Origin of the sequence: Guptibacillus spartinae, assembly GCF_028610625.1 — a bacterium.
GTDB classification, from domain to species: domain Bacteria; phylum Bacillota; class Bacilli; order Bacillales; family Guptibacillaceae; genus Guptibacillus; species Guptibacillus spartinae.
The window spans coordinates 176,799-194,631 of the sequence record NZ_JAQQWU010000004.1 but is presented as its reverse complement, the minus strand read 5'-3'; the positions used below and the strand labels follow the sequence as shown (position 1 = coordinate 194,631).

Annotated in this window: 8 protein-coding genes; all 8 read right to left on the bottom strand. The window is 43.4% G+C overall.

Features of this window, described 5'->3' with window-relative positions:
• Positions 1-100 precede the first annotated feature (100 nt).
• Complete coding sequence (locus PQ511_RS09955) at positions 101-1,912, bottom strand: cell wall-binding repeat-containing protein (RefSeq protein ID WP_273851731.1); 1,812 nt, start codon at positions 1,910-1,912, stop codon at positions 101-103.
• A gap of 275 nt (positions 1,913-2,187) precedes the next feature.
• Positions 2,188-4,068: a C40 family peptidase gene (locus PQ511_RS09950; protein WP_273851730.1), complete on the bottom strand. Its 1,881-nt coding sequence runs from the start codon at positions 4,066-4,068 to the stop codon at positions 2,188-2,190.
• Positions 4,069-4,239: 171 nt separating this feature from the next.
• Entirely contained in the window at positions 4,240-6,987 is a 2,748-nt protein-coding gene (locus PQ511_RS09945; RefSeq protein WP_273851729.1) for a cell wall-binding repeat-containing protein, read from the bottom strand.
• 131 nt (positions 6,988-7,118) lie between these two features.
• A complete protein-coding gene (locus tag PQ511_RS09940) occupies positions 7,119-8,747 on the bottom strand; it encodes a cell wall-binding repeat-containing protein (protein ID WP_273851728.1) in 1,629 nt (542 codons plus the stop codon).
• Positions 8,748-8,880: 133 nt separating this feature from the next.
• Entirely contained in the window at positions 8,881-11,331 is a 2,451-nt protein-coding gene (locus PQ511_RS09935; RefSeq protein ID WP_273851727.1) for a cell wall-binding repeat-containing protein, read from the bottom strand.
• 183 nt (positions 11,332-11,514) lie between these two features.
• Positions 11,515-15,504, bottom strand: a complete 3,990-nt coding sequence (locus PQ511_RS09930) for a cell wall-binding repeat-containing protein (protein ID WP_273851726.1) — start codon at positions 15,502-15,504, stop codon at positions 11,515-11,517.
• Between the two features lie 537 nt (positions 15,505-16,041).
• Positions 16,042-16,899 carry a DNA-processing protein DprA gene (dprA, locus tag PQ511_RS09925; RefSeq protein ID WP_273851725.1) on the bottom strand — a complete coding sequence of 286 codons (858 nt, stop codon included), beginning with the start codon at positions 16,897-16,899 and terminating at the stop codon, positions 16,042-16,044.
• Between the two features lie 36 nt (positions 16,900-16,935).
• The gene (locus PQ511_RS09920; protein WP_273851724.1) at positions 16,936-17,511 is read right to left on the bottom strand and encodes a transposase; all 576 of its coding nucleotides are present in this window, start codon (positions 17,509-17,511) and stop codon (positions 16,936-16,938) included.
• Between the last annotated feature and the right edge of the window lie 322 nt (positions 17,512-17,833).

Genomic DNA, 17,833 nt, shown 5'->3' with positions numbered 1-17,833 from the left:
GGATCCTTCACTCCTTTATTGTAATGGGTGACAAAGAGGGGTCTGCCCCCTTACCGCTAGTTAAAAACCCTCTGATCGAAATCAGAGGGTTTTTTTATCATTACTTTACCGCAAGATTAGCAAGCTCGGAATCCACTTGGATAGCGGCTTGTCCACCTAATAGAACAAAACGACTGAGTTGTTGGTCAACAATCGTGGTTTCCATCTGACTTGAAAGCTCAGATTTCTTTGAGAGGATTAATGGGGCATCATTTTTAGCGGCAAGAACTGCACCCGTTAGAGCGTCAGCAAATCCGTAGCCATTGGCTACAAAGCCTGTCGACGATCCATCACCAAAGTAATCCATAATTTCCTTTGATGTGCCAAATCGATTACTCCCAGCAAGACGTACGCGGTCACCTGATAATTGTTCATAAACATGTTCGTTTACAACAGCAGAACCGCCAACTACGATGGTGCTTTTAACACTTGTAAGGGCGTCCTTTGTCGCATCAGGTAGTGAGTCTTTCTTTGTCAATAAAATGGGCATGCCTTCTTTCGCAGCATATGGTGCTACGGCGAGCGCATCGGGAAAATCCATGCCTAATGCTAAAACAGCTTTGTTACTAGTAGAATGAAGTTCAGCTGCTATGAGCTCAGCCGTTTCAAATCGATCTTTCCCACCAATTCGGTTAATGTTCATTCCCATCGTAGAAAGCTCATTTTCAATGGCTTGACTAACCGCATTTTCACTACCGAGAATGATCGCCGTTTTTGGATTAAGACGGTTTATTTCGGTTCTAAGTTCACCTGTTAACTTATCATCAGGCGTCAGTAGAATTGGCGCATCTTCTTGATAAGCTAGTGGAGCACCAGCTAAAGCATCTGGAAAGTTTCCACCGCGGCTGATTACTACTGTGTCTGCACCGTCTTGCCAGCCATCTTTGGAAATTTCTATTGAGGTATTGTATCGATTGCTCCCTGAAAGGCGTTCGGTTAACGGAATCAAGCTACTTGAAGCCATATAGCCTGTTCTTCCATCTGCAAGTTTCACCTGGTAACGAACCCAATGTTCCGTAGGGCTGTTTTTCGTTTCGTCGATGTAAAATTGGCTATCCAGAACAGTCGCTGTTTGAGCTTCGTTGATCTTCGTCTCTTTTGTACCGCTTGGAGAATCCTTCAGAATCTTGCCTTTTACAGTAGAAACCTTATCTCCTTTTTTTAATAACGATCTTGAACGAGTCAGTTCTTTTTTCACTGTATAATGCATCTTATTGAATACGATTGGATCATCTTTCTCAGCATCATAAGTAAAATCATCTCGCTCAAAATGGATCGCTTCCGTATTCAGATCCATATAATTTCGATCTTCAATGATAGTAAAAACCCTATCCTGGTACGTATCTACATTCCTTGTTCCATCACTAGAATCACGGAAATAAGGACTATTAACAGGGACAGTCCCGTTGTAGGCCATAATCGCAAAATACCAGTGTTCTAAAATATCTCGATCATTTGTATTAATTGTTGGAATAATGCCATCAACACCGTAGCTCCATTTTTCATTTAAAATATCTAAACCGGCATCAATGTTGTATCGCACATCATTTCCGAGTTTTTCAGGATCATAGCACCCTTTTGTTTCATCACCTTCACAAACATGACTGGTCACTTGCATTAAACCAATACCGCCATCTTTCGAGTTAACGTATGGCTTGGTTTGGGCGTCATCTGACCATTGTTTCCATGCGCTCTCTTTCAATGCCACCGCTTTCGCAATTTCTGGTGGAATATTATGATCTAACGCACTCTCTGTTAGCAACCGATTCATGTCATTATAAGTCACCTTTTCTTTCTCCGCTGCTGCCATTGATGGCATCACTAGCGTTAAGATTAGGCATGTTACTAGTAAACTCTTTAATTGTTTCCCCATCATTTCCCCCTCTTAGACTTCTTATTAAACACTCCTTTCATTCTAGCATTACTAGAAATAGATTCCAATTTTTATCATAAATTTGGTTATCCTTTATCTGGTCTCCTGGATGCCGATGCCAATATGTATCTTCATGAGGTTATCAGATTGAAAGCACCGTTGATAAAAGTTGTTTTCAGGATTATACCTTTCTTAAAATACAAAAATGTCCGCCTGAGGCGGACACTTTCGTTATTTTGTCTTTTGAGGGGGTCAGGCACGAACCTGACCCCTCTTTAATGCGCGCGCTTCGCTCCCAAATACCTCGGCGCCCAATAGCTTGATGTCATGTCGCTAATGGTAACACCTGTCGATGAGCCAGCGTGGATAAACTTATTGTTGCCGATGTAAATGCCACCGTGAGAAGCACCTGGTTTGTAGGTGGTGAAGTATACGATATCACCTACAGATGGGGAGCTTACTGCCGTTGTGACGTTCCACATTTGGGCCATCGTTCTTGGCAAGGAAACACCCTGCTTGTTAAAGACATAGACGAGGAAACCGCTACAATCGAAGCCTTGCGTTGGGGTGTTACCGCCCCAAACGTAAGGAACACCTATGTATAACGATGCGTCTGCGATGAGATCCATCACGCTAAAGTCTGAATTGGAACTCCCGCTGTCGCTGTTACCGTCATTGTTATTTCCTTCATAACCCGTTGATTGCTTTAGCTTTTCCCAAGTTGCCGGTCCAACAATGCCATCGACCGTTAACTTGTTACGCGATTGGAAATTTCGAACCGCTCGGTCTGTTCCATTTCCAAAATCACCATCAAGAGGACCGCTGTATAAGCCAATCGCTTGCAACTTGGATTGGAGTTCTTTCACAAGTGACCCTGTTGATCCTTTTTTCAGTAAATCTCCGTAGTCTTCTCCAGTGGAAGGTGATGAAACGACTTTTTCTGTTAAGCCGTCAAGCGCATCCATTGTTTCCTTTGTCGCAGTGCCTGTCACCTGCAGTTTCTTTGCTTTCTGGAAGTCCTTGACCGCTTTCTCAGTGACAGGTCCAAAGTATCCTGTCGCTTCCGCATGGAAAGTGCCGGCTTTTTTTAATTTGTTCTGGAGGTCTGTTACCGCACTTCCAGTTGACCCTACCTTCAGGACAGTCGATGTCTCTTGTGAACTTCTTGACTTCAATGCATCAATCGTTTTATCGTCAGCAACGCCTGTTACAGATAATCCTACGATACTTTGAAACTCTTTGACTGCTTTTTGCGTAATACTACCAAAGATCCCGTCAATGTTATAAGAATAGTAACCACGGTCTTTTAGCATCTGTTGGAGATTTGTTACGGCGCTTCCTCGCGATCCAACCGTCAGTCCGCTCGTTGCAGGTTTCGCTGTATCGCTACTTTCAGCCAGGACCGATAAGGTTTTGCTATCCGCTACACCCGTTTGCGAGAGTCCATTTGCTTTTTGGAAGTTTTGAACTGCCGTCTTTGTAATCTGTCCAAAAATGCCATCAACAGTATATGTATAATAGCCTTTTGCTTTTAATTTCGTCTGAAGATCTGTTACTGCACTTCCCCGCATCCCAACTGATAGGTCAGAAGTTGAGCCAGACGATTTTGAACTTGTGCTCGTATTGGAAAGAGCGCTAATGGTCGTAGCATCGGCTTTTCCTGTGACAGAAAGTCCCTTCGCCTTTTGAAAGTCCTGTACGGCTTTTTGTGTGATCTGACCGTAAATGCCATCCACATTGTAGGAGTAGTAGCTTGCTTCTTTCAGCTTGGCTTGAAGATTCGTCACGTCTTGACCACGCGATCCAACTTGTAAAACGGATGACGATGTGGAAGCTGATGACTTGCTAACCTTACTTGCCCCTAGCTTCTGAAGGGTATCCGTTGTCGCCACGCCTGTTGCCTTTAAACCAACTGCCTTTTGGAACTGACTTACAGCATCCTCAGTAATTGGACCATAGTACCCAGTTGATGTGTGGTAAGTAAAATACCCTTTTGCCTTCAATACATCCTGTAGCTCTTTCACATCCTGGTTGTTCATGCCTAGCTTAAGCTCTTGATCCCCAAACGCCGCTTCTGCCCCATCAGGTTGAACAAACATGACGCCCGCGACGAGCGCAGATCCCGTTATTGCTTTCTTGACCAATGAAGGTTGCATCCAGATCCTCCTCATTCCAATTAAGTTGCTGACCAAATATCGACACTCTGCCTATACTATCGGCTATAATTCAACAAAGTTTAAGCAATATCCTGTTATTTTTTCCTAAAATTAAGAGATACAGGTCAAATTCCCTGTATCTCTTAATCATGGAATGCATCTTTTGTCGCATTATTCCTGATACAAGCGCTGCTGCACTTTCTCGTTTATAGCGGACGGTCCACCTAGCAAGTGAAAGTCCCTCACATTTTTTATCGCTTCCATCGTTTCTGAAGGAAGTTCATTTGATTTCACTAACAAAAGTGGTGCACCTTCTTTCGCAGCGAGAACAGAACCCGCTAGCGCATCCGCAAAGCCAAAACCAGTGGCCAAGTAAGCCGTTTTGGCATCTGGATAAAACGTTGTTTTCACTTTCGCAGCCGTTTCAAAACGGTTGATTCCGGCAATACGCTCAGGGGATGGAAGTCCATCATACACGCTCTTCGTGATCACACTTTCTCCCCCGATTACGATTGTATCGTCAATGTTTTTCAACGCCAGTTTTGTGGCTGACGGAATTGTGTCTTTATTGACTAATAAAATCGGATAGCCTTGTTGCGCGGCATATGGGGCAATCGCCAGGGCATCTGGAAAATTAAGCCCATATGCGATAATCGCTTTCTCTGGATCACCACCCATGCGCTTTGCAATTTTCGCTGACGTGTCATAGCGATTATCACCGCTAATCCGCTCCACTTCTAATCCTAGTGCCTTTATGGCTTTTTCTGTTGAAAGAGAAATGGCACTTTCTCCGCCAAGAATAATCGCTTTCTTGGCTTTAAGACGACCTATTTCTTTTTTGGTCTCTGTTGGAAGCTCATTGGTTTTAGCAAGCAGGATTGGTGCGTTTAACTGATACGCAAGCGGTGCGCCTGACAATGCATCTGGAAAATCTAGACCTCTCGCAATCACGACCGTTTCCGCTTGATTGTAAGTTTTAGAACTTACATTAGCCGCCGTTTCAAATCGGTTTAGCCCTTCGATTCGTTCAACGGTATTTGCAGACGTTTTCACCTTTAATGCAGGTCCGTTAGAGGTGGCAAAGCCTTTATTATCAACGGCTTCTACTTTAAAATTGTACTCTTTATCCGTCGCAAGCCCTTTAACCGTGAGCTTTCTCGTGGAACCATCAACTTCTTTTAAAACCGTTCCATCTTTATAGACAATGTACGACGCAATACCCGAATCATCTGTTGCTTCTGACCAGTTTAACGTCAGACGATCATTTTGGATCGTGGTCGCTTTCAGTTCTGCCTTTGACCATTGTGGCGGCTCTTGATCGTCTCCTTGAGGTACTTTAACCGAAACTTTCATCGCCTCACTGTTTGGATCAAGTACGGTCACCGCGACACCTGAACTTGCCCCAGAATACACTTTACTCGTTGGAGAAGATGTGGTAGCGAAGCGGTCAAAGCCATTTCCACTAAAATAATGATCATAATACAACCGAAAGATATGCTGCTGATCAAGCTCGGCGTACCCAAGTCTACTTTCATTGGCTTCTTCGAGGTCAACAGCTTTATGTGATTCATTTGTGTTATATTGGCGATTCTTCAGCTGCTGCTCATCAATATGCCAAATGGCAATACCAGGAGAGACAACTTCATCTGCTAACCCTAAATCGAATCCAGTAAACTGTCGGTTTTCAATTAAAAAGTATTCCGATTCATCGGTTGTCTTTAATTTTAATACGGCAGGTTGGTCCGCTTTAAAATTCGCCACTTCGTAAGTGCCATTGTTTCGAATTTCGACAGGTCGGATAAATCCAAGCACCATCTTAGACCATGGATCCAGATGGGTTGGAATAGCCCCTTCATATTGATTGTCGTGGGTGGTCCAGGAGCCACCACCCATTAAACTATGAATGCCAACGCCTTCTGAAGAGCCGTCCGTATCATATAAATCTGGTAAACCAAGGTCGTGTCCCATTTCGTGTGCAATGATCCCAACCGTTGCCATGTGATCACCATGTTTTTCCCCAAACATCGTGTAGCCGCCTCCAGCCTGATACGAGCCAACTTTCACTCCATCGAGCACTGGTGCCTCGCTCTCAAATAAGCTAGACATGTGTCCCCAAACCACTTTTCCCGTATCGCCATAGCTTGCTTCGCCACCAGCAACGATCGTTACAATATGTAGCTCCCCTGAAGAAAGGGAGCCGTCTTTATTTTGATCAAATTGCGCAAAGTTCACCTTTGCATTAGAGGCTTTTAAGGCATCCTTCACCATTTTTGTGTAGGTGCTATCCGGATTATAGGCCGTTTCAGGACGAGGATGCGCATAAGGAAGTGTTACTTTCACGATGCCATCATTCGTTCCACTGGATTCAGCGACCCCTTTAAATCCTAATTTCCCATTTGAAACTTCTTCATAGTAAGCATTGAGCGTACTGCCTTGCGTTCCAAAAAAGCGATTTCGCCACTCTGCTTCAGAATAGGTGGCTTTCGAGTCGCTAAATTCGACTAATAATACAAGCGTATTCTCTTGCTTACCGACGCTTAATAAATCAAATTCTTCATCTGGATTCGGTATCTCTTTTTGCTTTGTATCAGACGGTTGAAGCCGTAAAACTTCTTCGAGTTTTGCCGCATCAGAAGGTTTGGCATCAATCGCATATTTCGCATTCGTTACTTGGAGATTCTGACCGACGATTGTAGCGTAATACCAGTAGTCGTCCTCTCCTTTTTTAATCACATCACCATCCGTCGTCCACCAGTTCAAACTTTCATTTCCACTGAGTGAAGCGTTAAAGGTTTCCCCTGATGGCTGCACAAGCTCCTGCATTTTTTCTAGTGCAGGCATGGCACTTGCTTCATTCGTTCCATACATCATTAAAAAACTAAATAGTAGTAATCCAATCCCATAGATGCTTTTTTTCATCATCTTCCCCCTAAACTTGAGCATCACATACTCTACAAGTCTATCACTAGCGAGTTAAAATTTGCCATAATTCTGCATATTTCCATGTAAAAAAGGGAGCAGCAACGAGCTGCTCCCTTTTGGGTTACCCTTTATTTCACGCCGATCAGCTGTTTTTCGATCGTTGGACTAACGGCTTTTGGTCCACCTAGAATCGTAAAATGGTAGATTTCAAGATTTTCTTTAGCATCTAATACGGCATCCTGCATCTTATTCGGATCCACAAGGAGAAAGCTATTGTCTCTTTTAGCAGCTAGAACGCTACCGGTTAGCGCATCCGCGAATTCTAATCCAGTAGACACAAAGGCTTTGTGCGAAGGATTTAGCTCCATGGCAATAATCGAAGCTGTTTCATAGCGATCTTCTCCGCCATAGCGCTTGGCTTTCGGTAACTTTTCAACGAGACTTTCGGAAAGAACAGCCGTCCCACCAACTGCAATGCTTTCAGGATAACGTTTTAAAACCTCTGCCGTATCCTCGGGAATCTCATCTTGTTTTGTGAGTAAGATAGGATACGTATTTTCAGACGCATAGGAAGCAATGGCAAGAGCATCAGGAAATTTTGTTCCGTTCGCAATAACGGCTTTATCTGAATGAGGTAAGGTACCTGCAATTTTAGCAGCCGTTTCATAGCGGTTATCTCCAGCAATTCGTTCAACTGGAATGCCCATTTTGCCCAGTTCATCTTCCACATCTTTAGAAAGCGCCTTCTCGCCTCCGAGAAGAATCGCGAATTCTGGATGAAGTCGCTCAATCTCTTCCTTCACGATTGGATCAAGAGCTTTTGAATGCGTTAATAAAATCGGGGAATCCAAATCATAGGCAAGCGGCGCACCAGCTAGGGCATCTGGAAAATCATCACCGCGCGCAATGACAACTCCCTGAGCATGTTCCTTCCACCCTTCCTGAGAAATTTTAACTGCCGTTTCGTAGCGATTAACTCCCGCTATTCGCGTCACGTTGGTTGGCAAATTTAATTTCACTTGTTCCCAAAACTCATCTGCAATCGCCATATAACCCGCTGGCGATGGATGAACATTTTTAGAATTTGGCAAATACGTCAATGGATCAGTTGAAATGGCATCGTAAGTCGGAACATAATGACTGTTCGAATCGGATGCAATTTGTTTAATGATGCTATTCACTGTTTGCATAATCTCCACGAGAGGTCGCTGCTGGGCCTCAGGGAAAGCGTAAAAACCATTGTAATAGCCCATTAAATAAATCTCAGCTGAAGGGTTAACACTTCTAACGATGGTCATGATGGAGACGTAATTTTCCGAGAGATCAGCGATGATCTTTTTGACTTCTTCAGGGTTTTGTAACCGCTCTGGTTCTTTACTGAGCACTTGCAAAAAATCATTGGCTCCAATCGTAATTGTGATCATATCTTTCGATGCGATTTTGATTTGCATATCACGATCCATGAGAGCATCCAGCATATCTTGAGAAGTAGCACCAGGTACCGCATATGGCTTTTCGTAGCTTCCTAAGAGATCCACCCGCTGTAGATCTTGAGCTATGTAGTCTGTATAACTTAAACCAATCGTATTATCTGACAATACGCCAGCAGCCAATGAATCTCCAAACGCAGCGTAGTGAACCGCATTTTTTTCGTCATCGACGCTTGCAATCGCAAACGCTTGAGATGGCATAAGCATGGTGATCACGAGAATGAGCAGTAACAGTGGACTGATTTTTCGCTTGCCAAATCTCTTCAATCAGAACCCTCCCTCAGATCAAATTCGTTATAACGAATGACACTATATACATTAGCTTTCCATGCTTCAATACCTGCCTATACAAAAAATAAATTAAAAAAAGCGCAGGGGACGCCCCCTACGCTTTGTATGATTACTTTTTCAATTCGTCTACGATTTTCTGGCTAACGGCATTTTCGCCACCTAGAACATTGAAGTCATAAGCTTCCATATCTTCAACTGCGTCTGCTGTTTCTTTAGGAAGCATATCTGGTTTTACAAGAAGCATCGCTGCATTTTGTTTCGCAGCAAGAACGGATCCGGAAAGAGCGTCCGCAAAGTTCATACCTGTTGAAACATACACGCGTGCGGAAGGGTTAAGATTTGTTGCAATATCAGCCGCTGTACCGAAACGGTTTTCTCCAGCATAGCGATCTTCAGCATGAAGCTTTTTCTCAAGCTTACCGTTAACAGCTGTCTCGCCACCAACGATGATCGATTCATCAATGTCTTTAAGAGCGTTGCTCGTTGCAGCTGGAATTTCATCCGCTTCTGTTAAAAGAATCGGGTAACCATTCTGTGCTGCATATGGTGCAATCGCAAGAGCATCAGGGAAGTTCATGCCATTTGCGACGATGGCTTTATCAGGTGATCCATCAAGACGTGCTGCAATGTTTGCAGCTGTATCGAAACGGTTTTCTCCAGCAACGCGTTCCACTTCGATACCCATACCTTCAAGCTGGAACTCGACATAGTTGCTAACTGCACTTTTACCACCAAGAATAATCACGTCTTTCGCACCAAGTCTCGCAATTTCTTCTTTCGCCATTTTGTTCAGTGATCCGCTTTCTGTTAAAAGAATTGGCGCATCGTATTTATAAGCCAGTGGTGCTCCTGCTAATGCATCAGGGAAAGAGTCTCCTCGTGCAAGTACAACTGTATCCGCTGACTCCCAGCCTTCTTGTGAGATTTTCACAGATGTTTCATAACGCGTTTCACCCTGAATACGTTCAGCATCTGCTTCAACGATACGTGCTTCGTCTTTTGCTTTCACTGTACCAATTTCATCAAGATACTCTGTGAACACTTCAAAGTCTACAAAGAAAAGCTCGTTCATACGACCATCAGCTGCCGCTGCGCCCATTGCATCGTAACCGTCGCCACCCTGAGCGATATAAGCATTCGTTGCAACTGTGTACGTTGTTTCTGGGTCAATATCTTCATAGCCATTCTCTGTTTTCACATTTACATCAAGAATGCGCTCGCCAGATGGAAGATCTTTATCAAAAGAATACTGAAGACCTGCTACCTGAGCAAAGCGACCTTCCGCTGTTTCAAGACCACTTACGCCGTGTTCTAATGAATCAATAATTTCTTGACCCGTCATATCAAGCGTTACTAGGTTGTTACCAAATGGCATTGTTGTTAACACTTCACCTAGTGTAATTGGCCCTTCATCGATTGATTCACGAATACCTCCGCCGTTTGTGATGGCAATGGTTGCATCAGTAAATTCTTGAGCTTTGTTCAGCATACCGTCAGTAATTAAGTTTCCTAGATTCGTTTCACCTGTTCGTACATCTCCTCGTTTACCGTTCAGATAAACGTCAGATTGGCCAACGACTTCTTTCTCAATTTCTTCAAGTGGCTTTTTCAATTCATCATAAAGCTCTTTTGCTTCTGGATCTGCTTCAAATGCTTCCCCTTCACTAAGGTCCAGTAACTCATCATCCCAATCTGTAAGCACGCCGTCAGCATTAAACGTTACTTCAAGATCACCTAAGTATTTGCTGTATTCATTTGCTTGTACAACAAGCGTAGGCTCCTTATCACCGTTTACGACTACTGCATCTTCAAGCTTCGTATGGCTATGGCCACCAACCACTACGTCAATGCCTGCTACAGATTCAGCTAGCTCAACTTCTACCGTTTTTCCAAGGTGCGTCAGAGCCACAATTTTATTGACGCCTTTGTCCTGGAACATTTCCACCATTTTTTCTGCTTGCTCCTGATGGTTTTGGAAAGAAATTGTTTCACCAGGACTTGAAAGCTCGTCTGTCGATTCAATCGTTAATCCAAATACCCCTACTTCTTCTCCGTTCACATCAAGAATTACAGCCGGATAAATCGTGCCATCGTCACCAGTCATCGCCATTTCATCCTTGTATAATGGCCCAAGATCCGGGTCCTGGCTGTAGTCAATGTTTGCACTTACGATTGGAAATTTCGTTTGCTTTACAAATTCAGAGAACGTCTTAGGACCTTCATCGAATTCATGGTTACCTGGAACCATTGCATCGTATTTCATCATGTTCATGAATTGAACGTCAGCGAGTCCTTTGTATTTATTAAAAAAGAGGGTACCAGAGAAAACATCCCCAGCGTCTAATAGAATCGTATTTTCACGAGCTGCGCGGATTTCCTCGACAGCCGTTAGGCGTCTTGGCGCATTATCAAGGTGCGCATGTGTGTCGTTTGTATGCATGATTGTCAGATCAAAATCGCCCGCTGCCGCTTCTGCAGGTGTTGACGGTGATGCTGCTGCAATCCCCATTGCAAGTGCAGCTGTTGTTAGAACGCCGAAAAGAGGTTTTTTCATATTCATGTACGTAATCCCTTCCCTTTCGAATACTCAAATTTTGTCGGATTGTCTCCGCGATTTTCATTATATCCTAGACTACTAGGTGAATGGTCCTTTTTGTCACAATAATTAACAAATTCAAAACATTACTTTATAACTAGTTTCGTAGAAAAGGAGAAGGCGGAGAAGTTCCGCCCTATCCTTACTTTAGTTGTTCTTTAGATCGTTCATAACATCATCACTTACAGCGTTAGCACCGCCGAGGATATGGAAGTTATGAATGTCATTTTCGTCAATTGCTTCTGAAATTTTCTCAGGAACTTCATCTTTCTTCACAAGAAGGATCGCTGCATCTTCTTTTGCTGCAAGGACAGAACCAGAAAGGGCATCCGCAAATTTCACACCAGTAGCCACAATCGCTGTATCTGCATCAGGCGTTAGCATAGTTGCGATAGCAGCTGACGTTGCATAGCGGTTATCTCCGCTAATGCGAACCGCATTTGAAAGACTATTTTTGATTTTTTCATTGATTGCACTTTCTCCACCAACAACGATTTGCTCATCTGTTGTGTTTAAAATTTTCTTCGAAACAGCTGGAAGTTTATCGTCATCTGTTAGCACGATTGGGTAACCATTTTTCGATGCATATGAAGCAACTGAAAGGGCATCTGGGAAATTAAAGGCATTCGCCAAGATCGATTTTTCAGGCGTCCCGTCAAGCTTCGCTGCAATGTTCACAGCTGTTTCATAACGGGTTGCTCCTCCGATACGATCTACTTCTAGACCAAGACCTTTTAGTTCATATTCGGCGTAAGAAGAAATGGCAGATGTTCCACCAAGAACGATCGCTTTCTTCGCACCAAGACGTTTAATTTCTTTCTTAACAGCTGTGTTTAATTTGTTTTGTTCGGTTAAAAGGATTGGCGCATCATATTTGTATGCAAGCGGTGCTCCTGCTAAAGCATCTGGGAACTCATCGCCTCTTGCAATTACAACAGTATCAGCACTTTCCCAACCTTTTTTCGAAATTTCAACTGCTGTCTCATAACGCGTTTCTCCTGAAGTACGGTCCACGCTGTTTTCCATTTGAATCTTCGCAAGCATTGGATCATGGTCACTTGCGCGTCCATCTGCTTCACTAAAATCAGAGTTAATGTTAATGCTATCAATCATCGTACGTTTTGCTAGATTGTTCGATACGAGAATATGATCGAGCACTTGCGCATTTCCTTGATAGTTGTAGGAGTAGCGTTGCTCTGTTGGAAGCTTTTTGACCATATTCGTTAGTACGTCGCCTTCAAGCGTTTGAATTGGCTTCGAAAATTCAAAGTCATTCAAGTCACCAAGAACAACAACGTTGCCATTATCCATTTTCGTCACGACGTCATTTACGAAGTTGTTTAAAACAGAAGCCTGTTTCACACGCTGTACTTCACTTCCTAAAACGACAGGGTGATCAGCGCCAAAGAGTGCGCCATCTCCGCCTTTTGAGTTAAAATGGTTTGCTACAACGACGACTTTTTCACCATTAAATTCAAATTCTGCTGCAAGTGATTTACGGGAATCATCAAAAGCTTCATTTGTTGGATCAATACGTCCAGGGTTCAGCGTTAGTCCATTTTCATCGACGCCAACTGAAGTTGTTGCATCACCAGATTTTTTCTCAGGGAAGTCTACGCGTTCTGGGTTGTAGATGAACCCAACGCGAATGTTTCCTCCCGGCTGTCCTCCATCTGTTTTATCTGCAGGTGCAATTTCAGTAAACTTGTATGTCGGGCCGCCTGCTTCTTCAATCGCTTTAATAATCGCTTCATAAGATTCGTTTGCACTTGTCGTGCCGTCATCTGTTGGGCCGTTGTTATCTTGTACTTCAACCAAACCGACAATATCAGGTGTTTTCATGTTCTTTACAATCGATTCAGCAATTTTTCCTGTTTTCTCTTCCCCAACACCAGGGTAGTAGTTTTCAATGTTGTAGGAAGCAATTGTGAGATCACCTGTTGACGATTTTAATGTTGTGACTTCACGTTCTGTGTCACCTTCAATAACAGAAGGGAACGTTCCAGTTGGACGAATTTTGAAGTTGCTATAATCGTAGCTCACGTTTCCAGTTACGGATCCGTCAAGTCGATCCCCTGTTGCAACGTCAATATCAAGGCCATCAACGTCAATAAGAAGACGCTCTGGGTTCGCATCGTCTGCTGTTAGCAAAAGGCCATTTGCACGAGTGAACAGCTGGTCTTCACTAGCGTTCACGTAGACAGGAAGCTCATCGTATTTCACTGGACCTGTTACCGTAGCATCTGGAATCTCAATAAGCATGCCTTCAAGACTTTCATAAAAGTCCAGTCCGTCAGTTTCAGGATCGAATGACTGCATTTCATCATCTTCTATGATTTCTGTTGGCGGTGTGCGGTCTTCGCCAATCACAATTGCCTCTGGTAATGCGTTACTTGAAGAGGTGACCGCTACATTTGTAGCTGAGATTTCAGTTGTAAGAAGGTCATTTGCATCACTGTAGCCTTCTTCACGATACTCTTTTACCTGACCGTCTACTTCTACTTTGTCACCAACGTTTACGCCAGCGCCGCCGCTTTTGTAAACAAAGATTCCTTCTGAAGTGGCAATGTTGTCGTCAGGGTTTTCTTCTTGCATAAAGAAAGCGTTATTGCCGTCTTTTGCTGTGACGATCCCAGCAATTTTCGTTACCGCTTTTCCATCATAAGGAGAAGTGTGGCCTGCACCTTGAATGTCATGAATGCTAATGCCGTTAGCTGACTTTAGGACAGTGTAGTTAAATGTCGCCACTTCACTTGTCATATCGTCTTTTACGGCCACAGCTTTTACGGTTATGTCTTCTGTTAGCTCGATGGGTGCTGTGTACTCTGCACTTTCAGCCGTAGGTTCGCTACCGTCTGTTGTGTAATGTACGGTTGCGCCTTCTTCTGCTGTTGAAAGAGTGACCATTGTGCCTTCAATAACAGATCCTGAGGCAGGGTTTGCTGTTACTGAGAAAGCTTTCTCGATGACGTCAGCTGCGCTACGAGGAACGAGTTTGTACTCATCAAAGTTGTAGTCGATGACGCCTTTAAGAATTTCATAGTTTTTTCCTACTTCAAGAAGCGATTTGTCTATTGGCTTAATAACAAATTCGCCTGAAGCATCTTCAGCAGTGAAATTACCATTGCTGTCGACTGATTTAATTGAAACATCATTAAATTGTGTGAATGCAGCTTCATGCTGTTCACCGTTTTCTTGAGAAAGATCAGTGGATACGAGTGATTGAGGGGACGGGATGCCTTTGTCTTCTGTTGTCGTTACGACTTTTGAAGCGTCTGTTTGAATTTGCTGCATGCCGTAATAAGCCGACATCTTGCCTTCTACTGTTACTTCATCACCAGGCTGAGCTGTAATACCTGCAGCACGTACAACAATGGCAGCAGTGTCATCCTGGATAAATAGGTTGGTTTGGCCACCTGTTTCAAAGGCTGCAGTCGCCGTTCCTTTAATTTTTACTGGTGTACCGTTTGCTGCTTCTCTTGCATTAGTAATGGTTGAGAGTTCTGGTTCTGGTTCTGGCTCTGGGTCAGGGTCTGGAGCTGTGCCGTCAGAGAGGTGGGCACCGAGGTAGTCTGTTGTGTCTTTTTCGTATTGAGTCCATTCTTGCGTCATGTCAACTGCATCAGTCGCATCTGTATCGCCAGATGTAACTGACTCTTTACGAACAAACGTCATATCTTTTGCAAAATCAGCATCTGAACCAATTTGTCCAATAGAATCAATGACTGCGTCTGTTTCTTTGAGGACAACAACATCATTTCCATTAAAATTCACAACGGATTGATTCGTTACATCAGCCTGATCTAAAATAGGCTGAATCGATTGATCGTGGGCTAGGACAAACACTTCTCCATCAGCAAGTTTTCCTTCTAGAGGTAAAGAATACTTAGGAGCTGTCTCCCCATTGGAGTAGAGTTCAAGAGTGTAATTTGCTAAATCAATTTCATTTCCTGTTCCATTGTAAAGTTCAAGTGCTTTGTTATAGCCCCCACCTTCAATGTACTCTGAAATAATTAAGTCTTGAAACGTCTCTTCAGCTGCTGAAGCATACTGAGAAACAGGAGCCGCAAAAAAACTAAGAACCATTGAGAATATTAGCGCAAAGCTAATAAAACGACTGGTTGGCTTTCGTTTCAAATTTCATCCCCCCGGATATGTAGTCGAATTTTGGTGATAGTACCACCAATTGTCAGTATACAATAACTTTTGACTCATATGTGTAAAAATAGCGTAAATTGTCTAAATTTAGAATGCGCTTACATTTTGGAAGGGGGTCAGGTTCGAGCCTGACCCCCTCCAAAGACAAAACCCCTATTTCCACGGCTTTTGTCCTCGATGACGGGACACCTCTCGATTTGAAACGCAGTCTGGATGAAACCTATTTTATTGTAAAGAATTAATAAATTTAGTATATGACAATAGATTTACTTGTTAAGTACGTTTTATTAATCCGCTGATGTACAAGCCTAAAGAACTAGTTTTCGATCTTTGCTTATCCATAAGAAAAACCACCCGATCGATGGCTCGATCAGGTGGTTTAGAGGCAGGTTTATCTTCTTCTATCTTACATCTCATCCCTGATGGGTTGGATCCATCATGCTCTAGTTGGGTAGATGTTCTTGAAGATCCTTGAGGGATCAAATCACGGAAAACTTGCGAGGGGTCGTTAACAGTTTAAGAGAATTTGTTGAATTCTTTTTCAATCGATTGAAAGCTATAATAAGGGCGTATACCTTGTTTTGTTAGACAGTTTGTTCCCTGCCTAAATCGAGCGTCCTTACTTATGAGTACAAAGACTTCTCTTGCTTGCTTTCGAGCGAAGTGAGCGGTCGTCATCGCACCACTTTTCACGTTAGCTTCCATAATCACTACGTGACTTGACCATGCACTGATTAGCGCGTTTCGCTGAATAAATTGCTTTGGTGTAGGTGCTGTGCCAGGTGGATACTGCGATATGACAGCGCCTTCATTTAGAACTGCTTCGTAGAGCGAGCGGTGCTCTTTCGGGTAACAGTTGTCAACACCATGTGCAACTATTCCAATCGGTTGCCCACGATTTGCGAGGCAGGCAGCGTGAGCAGCTTCATCGATTCCTTTCGCGAGTCCGCTAACAACAGGGATGCTCAGGCTTGAGAGTCTGGTGGATAACTCCTTTGCAGCACGCCGTGCGTGATCGGAACAAGAGCGAGAACCAACGATGGCAACAGAAGGAAGATTCGGCCTAATTTGGCCTTTGTAATACAAAAGAACAGGCGATTCAGCAACATTTTTGGCGTAACTTGGGTAAAGCGGGTCATCCCGGGGTAGTAGCCAGATCTCCTTTTGCTGAACGAGTTCAAGAATGCGCTTTGGTTTCTCAAGCGATCGTGCGTTTAAGATAGATTCATAAGCACGATGAGAAATTTTTGTTTCCTTGAGTTCAGACGGAGAGGCCTCATAGACTCGTTCCGGAGTTCCGAAAGTGGCCAGTAGTTTCTTTTGGGTAACTGGGCCCACGTAAGGAAGGGAACTTAGCCAGATCCAGTGCTCCATTCATTCACTTCTCTTTCGTTATTCATTCTAGTGTTTTTACTGCGGCAATTGTTTTAGTAGATCTGGAGGTAAAGTTGGGTCTTCGTTTTCGACATAGCGCTGATAAGCTTCCCGTGAAGGTTTTTGAAATAGTGAGAGTATGTAGTCAGGGTGAACATAAGGATTCTTTTGATATGAAATATAAGCATGGTAACTGCTCCACAAATAGTCCGCTGGTTTTGCTACCATCCGGGCTTTCACTGGATTAAGGTGAATATATTTACTAACGTCTATTTCATAATCAATTGAATCAAGCAGTTCAGCATTATAGCGACCTTGGAAGACATGGCCTGTGTACTCATATTTGTCGTTGAAATATCTAGCATAGTTGGAGTTGATCACTTTCATGATTTCACCAGGGGGATGATCGAAGGTTTCAATGGAGAGATGCACATGGTTAGTCATGAGACAGTATACGTGTAGGCGAAACGGAAAAGCGAGACGAGCGTGTTCTAGAATTTGAAAATACTTTAATCGATCAGTTTGTTCTTCAAACAGTGACGCCTTTCGATTTCCACGGCAGGTAATGTGATACTTTGCACCTGGAAACCAGATTCGTTGTTTTCGAGCCATTCGAATTGCTCCTCTAGAAAGGAAAATGGGGAATTTCTACTATATCGGGGGTGATAATTGTAGTATACCACTTTTCTAGAATTTGGGAATAGTAAATTAATAAATTATTCAGAAATATTTTTTGGTTGTTTTGAAGGAAAATAGAGGGTGAGGTAATAGGGGGAGTTTGGATGGGGTCAGGTTCGAACCTGACCCCCTGACTCTTTTTTCCTCTCAAACCCCTTATACCTTATAGCTTCTTAAGCATTTTAGAGAAAGATCTGCACAAAAAAAGTGTCCGCCTGAGGCGGACACTTTTAAGGTTTTGTCTTTTGATGGGGTC